Source organism: Planktothrix serta PCC 8927 (assembly GCF_900010725.2).
Taxonomy (GTDB): Bacteria; Cyanobacteriota; Cyanobacteriia; order Cyanobacteriales; family Microcoleaceae; genus Planktothrix; species Planktothrix serta.
In genome coordinates, this window is the sequence record NZ_LR734865.1 from 255373 (window position 1) to 272832 (window position 17460).

The following is a 17460-nucleotide window of genomic DNA, read 5'->3' on the forward strand; positions in this document are numbered from 1 at the left end:
GGTAGAACCAGGGAACGAGGGGGGATAAATTAATTATGCGATCGCGGCGGGAATTTTACCCTCATACTTAACTTGATTTAACAAATGTTGCAAATTGTCCCCTTCAATGACTTCTGTTTGTAAGATTTGTTGGGCAATTTGTTCCATTAACTCTTTATTTTGATTCAGGATATCCAGGGCAACTTCATGGGCTTGTTCAACCAATTGTTTAACCTCATCATCAATAGCTTTTGCTGTTTCATCACTGACATAACGACGAGGATTCATCATCATATTATCGCCGAGAAAATTGTTTTGTTGACCCTTTTCATAAGCCAAGGGCCCTAATACTTTACTCATCCCATAACTGGTGACCATGCGTTCAGCTAAATCCGTCGCCCGTTGTAAGTCATTTGTTGCCCCTGTGGTAATACTTCCAAATACCACTTCTTCGGCAGAACGTCCTCCTAATAAAGTAGCAATTTCGGCTTTCATTTCTTCTTCACTGAGTAAGAAACGGTCTTCAGTGGGCAGTTGTAAGGTATATCCTAAAGCCGCCATTCCACGCGGCACAATGGAGATTTTAGCCACTTTATTTTGACCGGAAACCACTGATCCAACTATAGCATGACCGACTTCATGATAGGCAACAATTTTCTTCTCTTTTTCGTTGAGAACACGGGATTTTTTTTCTAACCCCGCAACAACCCGTTCAATGGCTTCAGCAAAGTCCGCTTGACTAACAGTTTCCCGTTTATTTCTAGCAGCTAATAAGGCAGCTTCATTGACTAAATTCGCTAAATCTGCGCCCGCAAAACCGGGGGTGCGAGTGGCGATCGCTTTTAACTCCACATCGGGCCCAATTTTAACTTTTTTAGCATAGATTTCTAGGATTTGTAAACGACCGGATAAATCAGGACGATCTACTAAAACTTGGCGATCAAATCGACCGGGACGCAGTAACGCCGGGTCTAAGGTTTCCGGGCGGTTAGTAGCTGCTAAAACGATTACGGTAGCTTGTCCGGCAGCAAACCCATCCATCTCCGTTAATAACTGGTTGAGGGTTTGTTCTCGCTCATCATTTCCCCCATACATTCCGCCACTAGAACGGGATTTTCCAATAGCATCTAATTCATCAATAAAGATAATACAGGGAGCTTTCTTTTTGGCTTGTTCAAATAAATCTCGAACTCGCGCCGCCCCTGCACCCACGAACAATTCCACGAATTCTGACCCAGAAATGCTAAAGAATGGAACACCTGCTTCTCCGGCTACGGCTTTCGCTAATAGGGTTTTTCCCGTTCCTGGGGGGCCGACTAATAAGACTCCTTTAGGAATTCGAGCTCCTATTTTTAAAAAACGTTCAGGAGTCTTTAAGAATTCCACCACTTCTTCTAATTCAGTTTTGGCTTCTTCTACCCCAGCTACATCTTGAAAAGTGACTTTTGTGGCATCATTTTCGACATAAACCTTGGCTTTACTCTTACTAATAGAAAGAGCCCCTTGTGGCCCTCCCATTCCTCCGCCTCGACTTTGCATAAATTGTCCGACAGCCACCCAAATTCCCACAAAAATTAAGGGAGGAATCACCCAACCAATTAAGCTCGAAAACCAGGTATTTTTAGGAGGTGGAGCAGCAGCAAATTCAACCCCTTTGGCTTCTAAACGTTTGGGTAAATCCATATCAAAAATCGGAGTTGTTGATAGAACTTGTCCAGGTTTATCAGCTTCTTCTTTAACTAAATACCGGATTTGATCTTGACTGAGATAAACTTGAGAAACTTGACCATCTTCAACTTGTTCAATGAATAAACTATAGGGAACACTGGGAATTTGTGGCCCGAATAATCCAGGTAATGTTAGGTTAGCAATTAAGAAGATGATACCCAACCAAAATAAAATACTTCCGATGGGAAGATTTCGGGGAAATTGGGGTTTGTCTTTTATACTCATGGTGTTTAATTAAAGGTTAACTGTTAACAAGGATAGATATTGACATCAGCTGCAAAGGAATAGAAGAAACTTCTGTTAACCATTGCTTTTCAGTAGTCTTTTTAAGATCTGTTAGCCTTTTAGAAAGTTCCTTAATATTAGGTTTTTTGTTACCTGAACGGTATTGTTCTTGGCAGTAAGCTAAAGCCTCGTTAAAAACTACCCGACAGCAACCGAACAACTGAGACATCAGCCTCTTTTGTTGGTCTGTTGGGTAGATTCGATATCGATACCTTAACTTCATTCTCTGCACTTAAAATCTTCTCCTTTAGTATACATTAAAATCAAATAAAAAGCCTAAGTGGAACTTAGGGGTTTTAAACCCAGAATTTTCGATAAGGATTCCGATCCTGACTTAGAAAAACTCTGGTCTGCTTCCATATTGCCATAATCCCATGACCTCATGTTGTAGGGATCTCTCCCCTTTCATCTATAATTTTTACCATAGCGTGATTTCCTGCATCGGTGGGGTGAGGGCAAGCTCATCAAAGGATCGTTTTTTGACACTTGACAAGAGTGAACACAGGATCATCTCTCCTCCACGATTATCGGTAAAATGATTATCAGTAGAATTACTGTTGTAAAAATAAAATAATAGTTGGGTTTATATTAAAAATTACATCAATTTCTTGACTTATATTTGATTTTGTATCACATTAGAAGAGAGTATTCTGGCTAGACAGAGGAGATTGAAATGCCAACAATGAATTCAACTTGGGATGATTTAATCATCCAGTGCGACGGGCGATATTTGACCAATGCAGAACTCAAGCCGCTGCATCAGTATGTTCAGACTTTAAATGCTCGCACCAAAACCTATGAAGTTTTACGCGCAAAATCAGCAGGTTTAATCAAGCAAACCCTCAAAAAATTTATGCTGTCTCATCCTGAAATCATGCAAAAACATTCTAAACGCTGTGTTTATGATATGTCGATGACGATGTGTTTGATGTCCGTTGCCTTGTTACGCGATGATCCTCACTTTTTTAAGGAATCTTTAATGTTGTGGTTAGCTAATATTTTAGCTGCTCACGAAAAAAATACCCAGTGCCTTCAAGCCTATACTTATCTTCAAGAAACCCTACAAGAACAATTGCCCAGTGTGTGTAATCAGTTATTAAAACCCTATATGGATATTGTTTTAGAAGTGCTAGATACACCACCTAAACTGATGGCAAATGTTCAACGTAGTGGAGTTTAAAGCAGATTGATTGTTCATTTTCCATCAGGGTATTACCCCGTTTAAATCAAAACAAACTACAATTTCAATTATTATCCCAGAGTGGGTAAATCTAGGCTAATTTGGAGTATTGATGCACACAGGAGTTTAATTTATGTCCTTAACTCAACCTGTAACGACTCGTCATGACGCTTCACCCGAAGAAAGAGAATTTGTTTTAAAACAAATTTATCAGCAAGTTTTAGAACGCCAGCTTTATGAGTTTGAGCGCAAGCAATTAGCTGATTTAGAAAAAGATTTTATGAAGGGTAAAATCGGAATTCGGCATTTCTTAAAAAGTCTGGCAGTTCGTCCGATTTATTTAGAGCTTTTTTATGAAAAAAGTTCTAATGTTAAATTCATTGAAAATGCCTGTAAACATTTTTTAGGACGGGCTCCTAAAAACAATGAAGAACTTCATGAATGGGATGACATTTTAATCCGTCGGGGTGTTGGTGCAATGGTTTCAGAGTTAGTAGACTCGGAAGAATACCGCAAATCCTTTGGTTATTTTACCGTTCCCTATTGGCATGAACATCGTTTTGAATCAGCTACTGAATATATTGAAAATGAACAGCTAGGTCATGAACACGCGGGACAGAGAGGATGGGCAATTCCTACCCATTATCAACATGAATTACACATCGACTGTGATGGCGGAACCTGTGTTCGAGAGGAGGATAAATTAGCGGTTAAACCTGTACAAACTCCCCCAGAACCCTTAGACTTCCCCTCGGATACAAAGATTACGCCTAGACATATTCAACGGCTATCCGTTTGTGTTAAGGAAATTGCTGAAATTCTCTCCTTCTATCCCCAACCTGTCGATCAACAAGAGATTGAAACTGACTTTCAGCAAAAAGTGTTGGAGTATGTCAGTGCCATTAACGCCAGTTTACTGTTTAAAAATTAAAAGTAGGGTGGGCTTTGCCCACCTTTGACTCTAATTGAAGCGATTGAAATGACTCTTAAAAAAATTACACTTTAATCATGGACTCCCAAAACCCGGTTTCTTAAAGAAACCGGGTTTTTAATGCCCATTAACATATTCTGATGGAATTGAGGTAAAATAAAATGGTATAATTATTATTGTTTTGGTGCGTGCGCTGCGCTTACGCACCCTACGGGTTAAAATTGTTGTGTTTTTGGATATCATGAAAATCAATAAATATCTTCATGCTGCTATTTTAGTGTCTGATTTAGAACAATCTGAACAATTTTATGGTCAAGTCTTAGGCTTAGAAAAAGTTGAACGTCCGTTAAATTTTTCGGGGATTTGGTATCAAATTGGTGAGTTTCAAATTCATTTAATTCAAGCTGAAACCTTGATTAATGATCAAGTGAATCAGGAAAAATGGGGACGAAATCGACATTTAGCCTTTTTGGTTGATAATTTAGAAGCCACAAAACAACAGCTAATTACTTATAATTGTTCATTTCAAATGAGTGCTTCTGGTCGGTCTGCCTTGTTTACAAAAGATCCTGATGGTAATATTATAGAATTAAATGAAGCATGAAAATTATTGCCTATTGCTATACTGATCCTCTGTTTGAACAGCCTCCAGATCGGATGATTTGGGGTTGGGAAGTGGATCGGATTTATCAAGATTTAGGGGAAAGACAGGAACTTGAACAATTGTTAAAAGATTGTGATTTAGAAGCCCCAGACTATTTATTAATTCGACGGTTAGAGGAGTTAGGAAATTCGGTTTTAGAAGTGAGCGATCGCTTACAACAATTAGAATCTTTCCAGATTAATATTATTGCCATTGAATCAGATTTTAACACCTCCGAAACTCAGATTAATCGGTCTGATTTAATCCAATTATTTATAGAAATTCAAAATCGCCAACGCAGTCGTCGCATTTGTCACGGACACGCTCAAAATAGAATTAAAGCCTTACCTCCACCGGGAAAAGCACCCTATGGATATCGACGGGGAAAAGATCGTTATATTTTAGATCGCAGTGTTTCACCCATCGTTAAAGAATTTTTTGATCGGTTTTTAATTTATGGATCTTTGCGGGGTGCGGTGCGCTATTTAGAAAAACGGTATGGGAAAAAAATCTCGGTGACAACAGGACGAAGATGGTTAACAAATCCCGTTTATCGAGGAGATTTAGAATATAAAAATGGGGAGATTATTTCTAATACCCATATTCCGATTATTTCACGAGATGAAGGTGCTCAAGTAGATCGATTATTACGCCGAAATCAACGGCTTCCGCCGCGAACAGCCAGTGCACCACGTTCGTTAGCGGGGTTAGTCAGTTGTGGAGACTGTCAATCTTTAATGACTATTGCGCGAGTTACAACCTATCGCCAAGAACGAGAATATTTATATTTACGTCCGACAAATTGTCCGAAAAATCCTAAATGTAAAGCCTTATCTTATCAAACAGGATTAGAGTTAACAATTGAACGAATTTGTCAAGATTTACCAGAGGCGGTTTCTAGTTTAAATTTACCTGATTTACAAATTGTTAAACGGGGTATTATTCAGGAGATTAACCAAAAACAAGAGATTTTATTACAAATTCCTGATTTATTAACTTCGGGAATATTAGACACAGAAACGGCAGAGTTAAGAACCTATAAATTGCGGACAGAAATTGCTCAATTGCAAGGAAAGTTAGCCCAACTTCCCCCAGTTAATTTAAAAGAAACAGCACAAGCGGTTTGTATTCCGCAGTTTTGGTTAGATTTATCGGAAACTGAAAGGCGGTTTTATTTTCGAGAATTTATTCGCAAAATTGAGATTATTCGAGATGGGGATAATTGGGAGTTAAAGCTAATCTTTATTTTTTAATTAAACTTTAACACAATATTGATTGCGACCTTTCTGTTTAGCTTCATAAAGAGCTTGATCAGCAATTGTTAATAAATGTTCAGCCGAGGTATCTTTTTGAGGAATTTGATAGGAAACACCAATACTCACGGTAACAATAGAACTCACTGTTGAATACTCATGATTAATTTTAAGCTGTTGGACTTCCTGATGAATTGTTTGAGCCACTTTCAGTGCCCCTGATAAATCCGTATTGGGTAGAATAATGGCAAATTCTTCTCCTCCATAACGGGCGACTAAATCCCTAGAATGACTGACGGATCGATCTAAGGCTTGAGCGACTAATTTCAAACAAATATCTCCCGCCGGATGCCCATAATGATCATTATAATGTTTAAAAAAATCTAAATCACATAAGAGTAAAGATAAAGGTTGTTGTACCTCGATCATTTGTTTCCAAGTTTGCTGAAAATATTCATCAAAATGGCGACGGTTAGCTAAACTTGTTAAACTATCGCAAGACGCTAAATTTTGTAATTGACGATTAACCGTTTGTAAATTTTCTTCTACTTTTTGACGAGTTTTAATTTCTTGTGTTAATTGATTATTTTGTTGTAAGAGTTGTTGATTTTGTTCCAGAAGTTGTTGTTTTAACTGACAAATGGTTAACTGGTTTTTCACCCGTGCTAATACTTCATCAACTTTAAACGGTTTGGTAACATAGTCTACGCCTCCGACAGAAAATGCTTGCATAATATCTTCAATTTGATTGAGGGCACTAATAAAAATTACCGGAATTTCATGGGTGTCTGGATTGGATTTTAGTTGACGACATAAATCATATCCGGTTGCATCCGGCATCCGAATATCTAATAAAATTAAATCGGGTTTGAGACTGTTAACCGCTATGAGTGCTATTTGCACATTTAACGCTTTGCGGACATAATATCCCTGTTGAGTTAACAACGCTGATAAAACCCGAATATTATCTGGTTCATCATCAACGATGAGTAGATTTCCCTTAATCAAACTAATACCATCTTGATCCATTGTTCACCACTGAGGAGTTAAGGATAGAAATTTAATCAATTCTTCTCCGGGTAAAGGTTTAGCAAAGAAATACCCCTGCCCAAATCCACAATTTAATTCTCTGAGTATTCCTAACTGTTCAGGTAATTCAATCCCTTCAGCAACAACACTCATATTCATTGTTTTAGCCAAGCTGATAATCACAGGAATTAAGCCCACATTTTCAGATTCTAGGTTGAGACGTTGAACAAAAGATTTATCAACTTTTAGAGTATCAACGGGAAAAGAATGGAGATAACTGAGAGAAGAATAGCCGGTTCCAAAATCATCAATACTAATTAAAATATGACGTTTTCTTAATTCCTTAAGAATCACGGCAACATCCTTTTCATTGTCCATAATAGCACTTTCAGTAATTTCCAGTTTTAAACAGTCAGGATGCAGTTGACTTTGAGCTAAAACGTAATCTATTTGTTCTAATAAATTCGGTTGAGCAAACTGTCTAACGGATAAATTAACACTTATAAACAAACTGGGATCAATTAAACCTTGTTTTTGCCAAGTTCGCAATTGATTACAAGCTTCTAATAAGACCCAATAGCCAATGGGAGTAATTAAACCCGTTTCTTCTGCAATGGGAATAAATAGACCGGGTGGGATTAAACCCCTTTGGGGATGACGCCAGCGAACTAAAGCTTCAAACCCGGCAATTTTTCCGGTATTTAAAGCAACAATCGGTTGATAATGAACGACTAATTCTTGTTGTTCAAGGCCTCGACGTAAATCCGTTTCTAACTGTAATCGTTCTAAAGCGGCTGCGTGCATCACCGGATCAAAAATATGATATTGTCCTTTGCCTAATGCTTTAGCTCGATACATGGCTGTATCCGCATCTCGCAGTAAATGTTCGGGTTCATTATATTGATTGTGACCGATGACAATCCCAATACTAGCATTAATAAAAACCTCATGCCTCTCTAAGTGAAAGGGTTCAGAAAAAGATGCTAAAACCTGATCCGCTAAGGCGATGACATGGGGAAAGTCGGGAATTTCAGTTAATAAAATTGCAAATTCATCACCCCCCAAACGAGCTAACGTATTGTGGGGTTTAATATAAAGGTTTAGACGGCGCGCAATTAAAATTAAGAGTTCATCTCCGACTAAATGACCTAAAGAATCATTCACAACTTTAAAGCGATCGCAATCTAAAAATAACACGGCAAACTGATAGTTTTGATCAGCTTTGGCTCGCTGAATGGATTGCTGTAAGTCCGTCATCAATAAAGCCCGATTGGGTAAACCCGTTAGGGCATCATGAAGCGCCATTTTCAGCAATTTAGCATTGGCTTCTTCAAGTTGCTGCGTGCGTTCTTTTACCCGTGCTTCTAATTCCGCATTTAAGACCCTAACTTCTAATTCTGCTGCTCGTAAAGCCAATTGATTTTGGACTCGTGCTAATACTTCTTCAAATTGGAAGGGTTTAGTAATATAGTCCACCCCTCCCACTTGAAATCCTTTAACTTTATCGAGAACATCATCCAAAGCACTCAGAAAAATAATCGGAATTTCTGCGGTTTTGGGATTAATTTTTAGATGCTGGCAAACTTGATAACCATCCATTTCCGGCATCATAATATCTAGCAAAATCAAATCAGGAGCAACGGTTTGAGCCGCCGTTAATGCCATTGGCCCATTTAAAGCTTTGCGAACATTGTATCCCTGACGGGTGAGCATTCGGGACAATAAATGCAAGTTGTCCGGTGTATCATCAACGATGAGAATATCATCAGTTTTAGTTAGATCAAGGTTGTAATGGTTCATCAGAAAAATGGGTAGAAACCCCTAACTTCTAGTTAGGCTTTATATTTCCCTTTTCAGGGAGGAGGGTATGATGGCCCTCCTAACTCCTATTTCTAGGGTAAAGTTAGCTTCAATAAGGTTTTAAGAGCTTGTTAGGCTAGGAGCATCAGTCTTACCCCTCGTAAAACTGTTTAACTACTAACGACAGAGCCAGGGACTAGCTACGCATCCAACAGGGTGTCTTGACTCAAAAAACGTAGTCAGTTAAGACTTAGGCGGGTACGAACTAACTAAAGTTAGAGGCATTACTTCGCGAAGCCTGCGCTCCGCGCATAGCCCCGTCACAGAGAGTGCGGGGTGCTGACGTTGATAGGCAACAAATAAGATAGGGTATAGACTGAGGCTGGGAAGTTTAATCTCAAAGATCATCCCTATCCCAAAGCTCACTGATCTTTTTTAACAATTTTTCGGCATAAAAACAGTGATATACATCATCTTCATATCCGGCTCTGGTGAGAATTGTCGGTTGGTTTTCCACAAAGACACTTGAATTCAGACTAATCCTGGGGGTTGAGGGTAATCGGACTGAGCTTTCTCCTGTTCTTGTTGTTGAATTTTCGGTAATTTGAACAGTACGCCTACTAAGAACCAATAATAAACCGCTACCGGATCAGTATCAAGAGGATACCAATAAGGATTATAACTAATTAAAACAATAAAAATCCAAAAAACAATTCCATAACCCCACAAACTATGATCTGTTAATTGATGATAGGATTTAAACCCTAAAATTGTGATATTAGTCACTAAGAATAAAAAAGCAGCCACTCCAAAGGGCCCAATTTCATACAATAATTTAGGATAATACGCTTCAATTAATTGGGTTTTTCCTAATCCTCGTGCTGCGGTGGTTGCTTGTCCTAAACCATTGCCTAAAAAGCCTTGATGGGCTTTCAAACTAAAATCGGTTTGTTTGGTTAAAAAGACAGCAGGAGGATCAGCATTCCAACGTCCAATAAAGTTATCGACTCGTTCATTAATCATATTGGGAGCCAAAACATAAGTTGACAGAATCAAGAGAAATATACCTACAACAATCACTAAAATTCGCTTAACCCGTGAAATGTGACTCGTGACAACTAGAAGCAAAATAATAATCGAAGGAACCGCTAAAAGGGCTGTTCTTTGACCACAAACAATTGCATTTAAAACGACTAAAGATAACGTTCCTAAACCCATTAAACGCCAATGGAATTTGGGGTCACTAAATGCTGTTGCAAAACAAAAAAATGTACTGGAAATTAAAAACCACGCCCAATGCCAAGGGGCTACAAAGGTTCCCGGTAAACGAATAAAATTTTGGACAGGAAAATACCCTAACGCGCCTCCAACCAAACATTTTCGCTGCACATTTGCCCGCAATAACAAATTGTCGGGTAAACCCGTATTATCGGGGCAATATCCGGTTACAACTAATCCAAATTGGATCAGTCCTAAGATGCAGCAAATCAGGATCAAAATAACTTGTAATCGGGTTAGAAATTGTAGTTCTTGTCGATTCCGAATTAGATAATAGGCACAAGTGATCAGGGGAATATATCCCAGTAAAACTTTTAAGCCAAATAATCCGACTAAAAAAGGTTGATTGTCTACGGTGGCGTTTCGTTGTAGAACGCCATTCACAGCCAGGAGTGTAACAACTACAATCGTGAAGAAAATTAACAGAGGAATCTTAAGTTGATGCGGATGAATCAGGGGTAATTTTTTTTTCCTTAATTCAACAATTAAACCGATTAAAGCCGGAATATAAAACCCATCTTTCGCTAAATGGAAAAGAAAATAATCGTTGCCAATCCCATAAGAAATTGTACCTGCAAACGGTAAATAAATTAAAAATGCCCATAATCCTTGACGGGGATATCGATAACACAACACCATGATCACCAGAGCCATACTGCTCAAGATGATGGTACTTGTAGAAGCCCCATTCGCAAACAGCAACAGTCCCACCAACAGAGCTACAGCGCTGACGATACCCAAAAACTGTAAGAAATTTGACCTCTGTGGGGGAATCTGTTCGAGATCAATAACAGGCTGTTCAGTAAAGTTAACTTCTGAGTCAGGATGACTCTGATCTTGTGATTGTTGGGGTTGGTTGGGGAAGGGGGACATCAGATTATAATTATTTCCCAAATTAAGGAATATTGAGTTCCCAAAGTTCCTGTAATTGATGTTGTTGGGGATAGGAAAGCCGTTCAAAGGCTTGCATAATCTCAGAATGAGTATGATCAACAATCAAAGCCGCCAGTTGACCCACCGTTTCAGCTTCTAATAAAGCTAATTGCAACATTTCATCCTCGATGGTGTTGAGGTTAAGGGTTTGTTCTGAAGATAAAAGTTCTGTTACCATCCTGTTCAAAAAAGCAGAGCTTTACAAAATATTTAATTCTCAAACCAGAGAGAGAATTATCCCAACTATAGCACCCCCCAAAAGAGTGAACGTTACCAGGGAACTGATTCCAAACCCCAACATCCGTTTTTCTGCGGCTTGGTAATATCCCCAAGCGTATAAAATCCGTCCAATTACCCAAACAGTACCTAAACCTCCCGCCCAAACCGGACTAATCCATTCAGAAAACAGCCACAGGGTCGGGAGAAACAAAACCAATTGTTCCAGGGTGTTCTGTTGGACTCGCACCACGCGCTCAAAATTCTCGTCTCCGGTCATTTCAGGGGGCAGAATTTTGTATTTCATTCTGGCGCGTCCGACATTAATCGTCACCGCTAAATACAGCAGCAATGCACAAGCAGTCACTAAACTAGGCCAAATTGACATAAATACAATTTCCCTACGTCCATTACATCAATCCCTTCCTATCCTACAGTTAACCGCCAACCGCCAACTTGTGATCTCGATCACTTTTAAGCTTGCCAATCTGTCACATTGAATCTTCCGTTGCTGTCACTCTAAGGCTTTTGAACTATCACAGGTTTATCAAGAGCGCTATCACTGTCAATCTCAACTAAACATTAGATAGTTAACTCAGTCCGACGTCATGGATTAGGTCAAAATGCTGAACTTAAATTTCCCAGGTTGCACACCCGTACCCGTCATGAACCCAAGTCAATTGAAGCCCTATATCATTATTATCATTGAAGAAACCCATCCCTTTAACTTTAGCTCATTTGTGAACTTATTGAACCAACTTAACTTAAGTTTTGTGATTGCACCTCATCCAGAAAGTGCTATCTTTCATGCTGAATATACGAATCCCGACATTATTCTGATTCCCTTTGACCCTAACCAATCCAATCCCCAAGAAACTCATCATAAACTCAAGCAGGCGAAAATTACTCAAGATATTCCGGTACTCTGGATGAATAATTATTCTGAATTGAAAACCCAAACTCCCCAAGCTTTGGCTACAACTCTTGAGGCTTTAAATCCCTTTGTTAACCGGAATACTTCTCTCAATACTTTACCTACTGACATGACGATTAACAGTCTCAAAAAACAAGTTCAACTTCAGCAAGAATTACTGATTAAATTACAAGCCGAGAATCAACAACTTAAGCGTCTTGCTTCTTTGGATGATTTGACTCAACTTGCGAATCGCCGAGAATTTTATAATTGTTTACAAGAACAATGGCAATCCTGTCAAGAAGATCATCTTTCCATGCTCTTATGTGATGTCGATTTCTTCAAACTTTATAATGATACTTACGGCCATTTAGCCGGAGACTATTGTTTACAACAAATTGCCAATGCCATTGAAACGGCTGTCAAAAGAGTTAGAGAACCGGAACCCTATTTAGTGGCTCGTTATGGAGGGGAAGAATTTGCTGTTATTTTACCGCATTTAGATTTAGAAAATGCTCGTAAAGTCGCCGAAGAAATTCAATTACAAATTCGGTCTTTAAAGATTCCCCATCGTTCATCTCCCATCCGTTCTAATATTACTAGCAGCTTGGGAGTAGCTTGCTGTGTTCCAGGAGAAAAATCCTATTTACAAGAGTTAATTAGTGCGGCAGATCAAGCCATGTATAAGGCTAAGTCCGAAGGACGTGATCAGGTGAAAGTTGCCCAAGGAATACTTTAATGGATAAAAACCAGGATAAAAAATATAAAAAAAATCCTATTTTATCTATTAATAATTTTAATTAAATTTCCCAAGGTTTTCATCGCTTGTTCTAATTCCTCTGACCAAGGTAAACCACAATTTAATCGAAAACAATTTTGATAGCCACCGGAAGCAGAAAACATCGAACCCGGTGCAATACTAATTTTATGCTGATATGCTTGTTCATATAATTCCATCGAATCAAATTCCGGGGACAATTCCACCCATAAAACGTGACCCCCAGAAGGACGAGAAACTTTTGTTTCGGGGGGAAAATAATCACAAATAGCCTGGGTCATTCGCATCACTTGTTCATAATAAGATCGCCGTAATTGGCGCAAATGTCGGTCATATCCGCCATTGGATAAAAAAGCCGCGATCGCTAATTGATTCACCGTAGCCGTGGCAATATTGGTAAACAATTTTAACTGTTCTAACTGGGTTTGATATTGTCCGGCTACCGCCCAACCGACCCGTAATCCTGGGGATAAGGTTTTACTACAGGAAGCACAATATAAAACTAATCCCTTTTGATCAAAAGCTTTAATAGCTTTGGGGCGATTTCCTTGAAAACATAAATCCCCATAGATATCATCTTCTACTAAGGGAATATTATAGGATTCCAAAATCGTCACTAATTTTTTTTTGTGTAAATCGCTCATACAAGTGCCTAATGGATTACTAAAATTAGACACTAATGCACAAGCCGCAATTGACCCTTTTTTTAACACCATTTCTAACGCTTCTAAACAGAGTCCTTCACGGGGATGGGTCGGTAATTCTAAAGCGCGTAAATGTAAGGATGCTAAGACTTCTAATAATCCATAATAAGACGGAGATTCAATCGCAACGGTATCCCCTGGTTTTGTGATCGCCCTCAATGATAAATACAGCGCTTCGGTGGTGCCATTGGTAATCAAAATCTGATCCGGTGTCACCGAACATCCCGCATCCATTAAGCGGCGGGCGATTTCATGTCGTAGGGGCTCACAACCGGGTAAGACATCATAGGAGTGACAGGACTCTGGCGCATTCCGCAACGTTTGTCCAATTAGACGGTTTAAGGTTGTGATCGGAAACAACGAAGGATCGGCAACGGCGGCACCCAGTTTAATCATATTCGGCTCCCGCAGACTTCTATTGATCCGAAAGGCTAAGGATGTATCGACGTTGAGGGCGGTTCGTGGGGGGGCGGAAGGGTTAGGTTCCTCTCGGTGGGACATCAGGTTTGAGCGCACAAAATAGCCCGACTGAGGACGCACCGCAATTAATCCCCGATCTTCTAATAAACGATAAGCTTCTAAAACCGTAGAAATACTGACGTTCATCTGTTGGTGCATTTTTCGTACCGAGGGAATGCGATCGCCCCCTTGCAGGGTTCCTTCACTAATCAACGCTTCAACACGATGGGCCACCTGTTCATATAAATTTGTCCCATTTTCAGTTTCCAGGGGTCTAACTTTCATTATTTTTGGGTTGTAGGGGGTTTGGGAGCAGGCGCACGCACCCAAAGTGTGTCAACTTCAGCCGAAAACCCGTGATTACAGCCAAGATTAGATCCCCCTAAATCCCCCTGAAAAAGGGGGACTTTGATCTCCTGTTTCCCCCTTGTTAAGGGGGGTTAGGGGGGATCATTGACTGGGGATCAGATAGTGCGTGAATTCCGGTTTGAGTGCCTACTTTTAGCGTTAAGTTGACACCAATGGCACGCACCCGCTAAATTTTGCGAGTGATTGTTTTATCGTCCAAGCATAACAGTTAAGAACAATTAAACTGTTATGGTTACAATTTAGCATAACTGCATCTGTACGGGTTGGATGGAAACAGTAAAAATAGGAATAGAAGAACAACATTAGTTTCTCAAGGCAAAATTGAGAAGCGATTGGGAATAGCGAAATTAGATTTTTTCAGTTGAGTTTTCCTGAAACCAAACATCCTGATTGTTCAGAGATGTTGATTAATTTTGGGGAAAATTCATCATCGATTTTTAGTGAGGTGAATTACAATGAAAACAGCTAGAAATTTATCATTACCGACTCTACAACCCTCTTTTCCAACTTTACCCCGTTATCAGTCAAAAGCATGGGGTACGGGGCAAAATATTCTTAAGACTGTTAAACAGATCACAGCCACATTGTTGAGTTCCTTGGTCTTAAAACCTGAACCCCAAATTTGGCAAAAAAAAGATGCTCAAGGGAATATTGTTTGGCATACTTATGATCCGATTACCGGATATAGGGCTTTATTTGATACGGAACAGGAAGTTAGAATTTGGCTAGAAAACCGTTACAATTCTTAATTAATGAATCGCAAAAAGTTATATGACCTAACCCCCGTCCCTTTTCCCTAGGGGGAAAGGGGGATTATTTATTCTGATGATTTAAACTAATTATTGTGGCGTTTTATGACTAATAATGTAATATCATCAAATACTTTTTGCTTGCCAATATGGTGTCGAAGATCGGTAATCACAGCATCTTTAAGTCCTTCAGCCGATAAATACCAATTTTGATGAATAATTTCACAGAGTTGTTCAATACCATATTGTTTTTTATTCATGTCTTTGGCTTCAGTAATGCCATCGGTGTAGACCACCACACCATCCCCCGGTTCTAATTCTAAAGTAGTCCGACTAATAAAGTCGATAATCTCATCATCAATACCAATAGGCAACCCTAAATCCATTGTATCAATGCGTTCAATCCTTCCACCTTTACGAATAATAATTGTTTCTTCATGTTGACCACTGACACTGAGATTTCCCTCAGAATAATTCAGGATAGCCAGGGTTAAATTTCGTTCAGAATTCATCCTCTGAACATTTTTATAAATAGTGCGGTTTAGGGTATCTAAAAACCGAGTTGAATCCTGTTCACGAACTTCTTTTAGGGTACGGACTGCCGTTTGCGTCATTAACATTAATAGACCACTTTCTAGCCCATGTCCGGTAACATCTCCAATGCCAATTGTGACAATCCCATCAATATTAAGAACATCGTAATAATCCCCCCCGACTTCATCAGCAGGTTCCATATATCCACAAATATCTAGTCCTTCAATTCCTTCTAATTCTTCTGGTTTAGGGAGAATCATTTGTTGAATTTGGCGAGCGACATCTAATTCCGCACTCATCCGTAAATTTTCTTGCTTTAATTTCTGATTCAGGCTACTAATTTCTTGATTGGCTTGGGCAAGTTCCAGCGTCCGTTCTTTGACTTTATCTTCTAAAGTTTCAAAGGATTCTTGCAATTGTTGAGCCATACTATTAAAAGAATATTCTAAGGTATTAATTTCTTCAATCTCAATTAAATCAGTGGTATTAACTCGCTGATCTAAGTTGCCATCGGCAATTTTTTTAGAGGCTTGAGTCAGTTGAACAATGGGACGAGTAATGAAACGGGCTGTTAAAATGCTAATCACAATAGCAGTAATTAAAGCATAAATAATTAATAGAATAGTAGAGCGATTATTGGCATTAATTTCTGCCATAAAATCTGCTTCGGGAACAACAACTACAATTAACCAATCTAATCCTTGACCATCTTGAAAGGGTAAAATCTTTAAAAAATCGGGTTTATTATTCAGATTAAAAATCAGATGTTGGGGATCGTGAATGGCTTGAAGATTCTCAAATTTTTTGATTAAATATTGGGCTGTGACTTGAGTGGTGAGATTGGTGCTATCTGTTGCTAAAAATCGTTCAGCTTTTCCCTCAGTATTAGTTCGGGATGGTTTTTCATCCGTCGAGGTTGCTACTAACATTCCTGAACGTTCTAAAATAAAAACCTGTCCGGTTTTACCGACTTTTAAGCTCTGAAGAAATTCACTAATTTGGGAGAGAGAGAAATCCGTTGCGGTTACACCTAATAGATTTCCATTCTGATCATAAAAGGGTAATCCGTTGGTAATGGCTAAGGTTTCTGAATCAACATAAGTATAAATCGGCGACCAAACAGAGCGTTTTGCTTCGGCGGGTGCTTGATACCAAGGGCGTTTGCGAGGATCGTAATTAGGTTTATTTACCCCTAAAAATTTAGTCCGATTTCCGTCTTGATCTGAGCCATAACTCACATGAGAATAGTTTGTTTCGGGTCGAGAGATATCAATATTTAGTTCGTTTTTAGCCACTCGTTCTACTCCGGTGAACTCCTGTGTTTCTGTTCCCAGAAGTACGGCTGTTACCGATGAAAATTGTTGAACTTGATGCCAAAAATGTTTTTCTAGTTGTTGATAATTCTGTAAATTTAATTCTCCTAATTCAATTGCTTGTCGATTTGTTTGATTAATTTGACTGGGAATGGAAACATAGGTTTGTAAGGTTTGACTGACTCGTGCAGCCACTTCATTATTTAACTGAATGGCAAGATCTGTAACGGCTTTTTGACCATTTTTAAAGGAAAGATAGCCGACTAATCCAACAACTGCTGTAATTTGGAGAACAAAAGGAATAATTAATGTGCTTCCTAGACGAGATTTAATTAGAGGTTTTCGTCCTGAAAATTTTGAATTTTGAGTGAACATTTCACAATTCC

At 39.0% G+C, this 17460-nt stretch carries 15 protein-coding genes; 6 read left to right on the plus strand and 9 right to left on the minus strand.

The window, feature by feature from the left end; all coding sequences use genetic code 11:
- Positions 1-33: 33 nt before the first annotated feature.
- Both ftsH4 and PL8927_RS10390 read right to left on the minus strand, forming a co-directional pair.
- Entirely contained in the window at positions 34-1932 is a 1899-nt protein-coding gene (gene ftsH4, locus PL8927_RS10385; protein WP_083620836.1) for an ATP-dependent zinc metalloprotease FtsH4, read from the minus strand.
- A 16-nt stretch (positions 1933-1948) separates the two neighbouring features.
- Positions 1949-2215 (minus strand): helix-turn-helix domain-containing protein, encoded by a 267-nt coding sequence (locus PL8927_RS10390; RefSeq protein ID WP_083620838.1) that lies wholly within the window; start codon positions 2213-2215, stop codon positions 1949-1951.
- A gap of 450 nt (positions 2216-2665) precedes the next feature.
- On the opposite strand from PL8927_RS10390, the gene PL8927_RS10395 reads away from it, so the two are divergent.
- The 4 genes from PL8927_RS10395 to PL8927_RS10410 all read left to right on the plus strand — a co-directional run bounded on the left by PL8927_RS10395 (position 2666) and on the right by PL8927_RS10410 (position 5999).
- Positions 2666-3172, plus strand: coding sequence for a globin family protein (locus PL8927_RS10395; RefSeq protein WP_083620840.1), 507 nt, complete (start codon positions 2666-2668; stop codon positions 3170-3172).
- A 133-nt stretch (positions 3173-3305) separates the two neighbouring features.
- Positions 3306-4103: a phycobilisome rod-core linker polypeptide gene (locus PL8927_RS10400; protein ID WP_083620842.1), complete on the plus strand. Its 798-nt coding sequence runs from the start codon at positions 3306-3308 to the stop codon at positions 4101-4103.
- A 241-nt stretch (positions 4104-4344) separates the two neighbouring features.
- Positions 4345-4707, plus strand: coding sequence for a VOC family protein (locus tag PL8927_RS10405; protein WP_083620958.1), 363 nt, complete (start codon positions 4345-4347; stop codon positions 4705-4707).
- Positions 4704-5999 (plus strand): recombinase family protein, encoded by a 1296-nt coding sequence (locus tag PL8927_RS10410; RefSeq protein WP_083620844.1) that lies wholly within the window; start codon positions 4704-4706, stop codon positions 5997-5999. The genes PL8927_RS10405 and PL8927_RS10410 overlap by 4 nt, the downstream gene beginning before the upstream one ends.
- On the opposite strand, the gene PL8927_RS10415 is transcribed toward PL8927_RS10410, so the two are convergent.
- The 5 genes from PL8927_RS10415 to PL8927_RS10435 all read right to left on the minus strand — a co-directional run bounded on the left by PL8927_RS10415 (position 6000) and on the right by PL8927_RS10435 (position 11643).
- Complete coding sequence (locus tag PL8927_RS10415) at positions 6000-7028, minus strand: GGDEF domain-containing response regulator (RefSeq protein WP_083620846.1); 1029 nt, start codon at positions 7026-7028, stop codon at positions 6000-6002. It abuts the gene before it with no gap.
- A 3-nt stretch (positions 7029-7031) separates the two neighbouring features.
- Positions 7032-8828, minus strand: coding sequence for a two-component system response regulator (locus PL8927_RS10420; protein WP_083620848.1), 1797 nt, complete (start codon positions 8826-8828; stop codon positions 7032-7034).
- A 531-nt stretch (positions 8829-9359) separates the two neighbouring features.
- Positions 9360-10979: a hormogonium polysaccharide biosynthesis protein HpsL gene (gene hpsL, locus PL8927_RS10425; protein ID WP_083620850.1), complete on the minus strand. Its 1620-nt coding sequence runs from the start codon at positions 10977-10979 to the stop codon at positions 9360-9362.
- Positions 10980-11001: 22 nt separating this feature from the next.
- Positions 11002-11217: a hypothetical protein gene (locus PL8927_RS10430; RefSeq protein WP_083620852.1), complete on the minus strand. Its 216-nt coding sequence runs from the start codon at positions 11215-11217 to the stop codon at positions 11002-11004.
- A gap of 39 nt (positions 11218-11256) precedes the next feature.
- On the minus strand, positions 11257-11643 hold the full coding sequence (locus tag PL8927_RS10435; RefSeq protein WP_083620854.1) for an MAPEG family protein: 387 nt from the start codon (positions 11641-11643) through the stop codon (positions 11257-11259).
- 352 nt (positions 11644-11995) lie between these two features.
- Between PL8927_RS10435 and PL8927_RS10440 the strand changes: the two genes are divergently transcribed.
- Positions 11996-12907 carry a GGDEF domain-containing protein gene (locus tag PL8927_RS10440; protein WP_197047376.1) on the plus strand — a complete coding sequence of 304 codons (912 nt, stop codon included), beginning with the start codon at positions 11996-11998 and terminating at the stop codon, positions 12905-12907.
- A 41-nt stretch (positions 12908-12948) separates the two neighbouring features.
- Here the strand turns inward: PL8927_RS10440 and PL8927_RS10445 are convergent, their stop codons facing one another.
- Entirely contained in the window at positions 12949-14394 is a 1446-nt protein-coding gene (locus PL8927_RS10445) for an aminotransferase-like domain-containing protein (protein ID WP_083620858.1), read from the minus strand.
- A 539-nt stretch (positions 14395-14933) separates the two neighbouring features.
- Here PL8927_RS10445 and PL8927_RS10450 point away from each other — a divergent pair.
- Complete coding sequence (locus PL8927_RS10450; RefSeq protein ID WP_083620860.1) at positions 14934-15227, plus strand: hypothetical protein; 294 nt, start codon at positions 14934-14936, stop codon at positions 15225-15227.
- An 86-nt stretch (positions 15228-15313) separates the two neighbouring features.
- Here PL8927_RS10450 and PL8927_RS10455 read toward each other — a convergent pair whose 3' ends face one another.
- A complete protein-coding gene (locus PL8927_RS10455) occupies positions 15314-17449 on the minus strand; it encodes a SpoIIE family protein phosphatase (protein ID WP_083620862.1) in 2136 nt (711 codons plus the stop codon).
- Between the last annotated feature and the right edge of the window lie 11 nt (positions 17450-17460).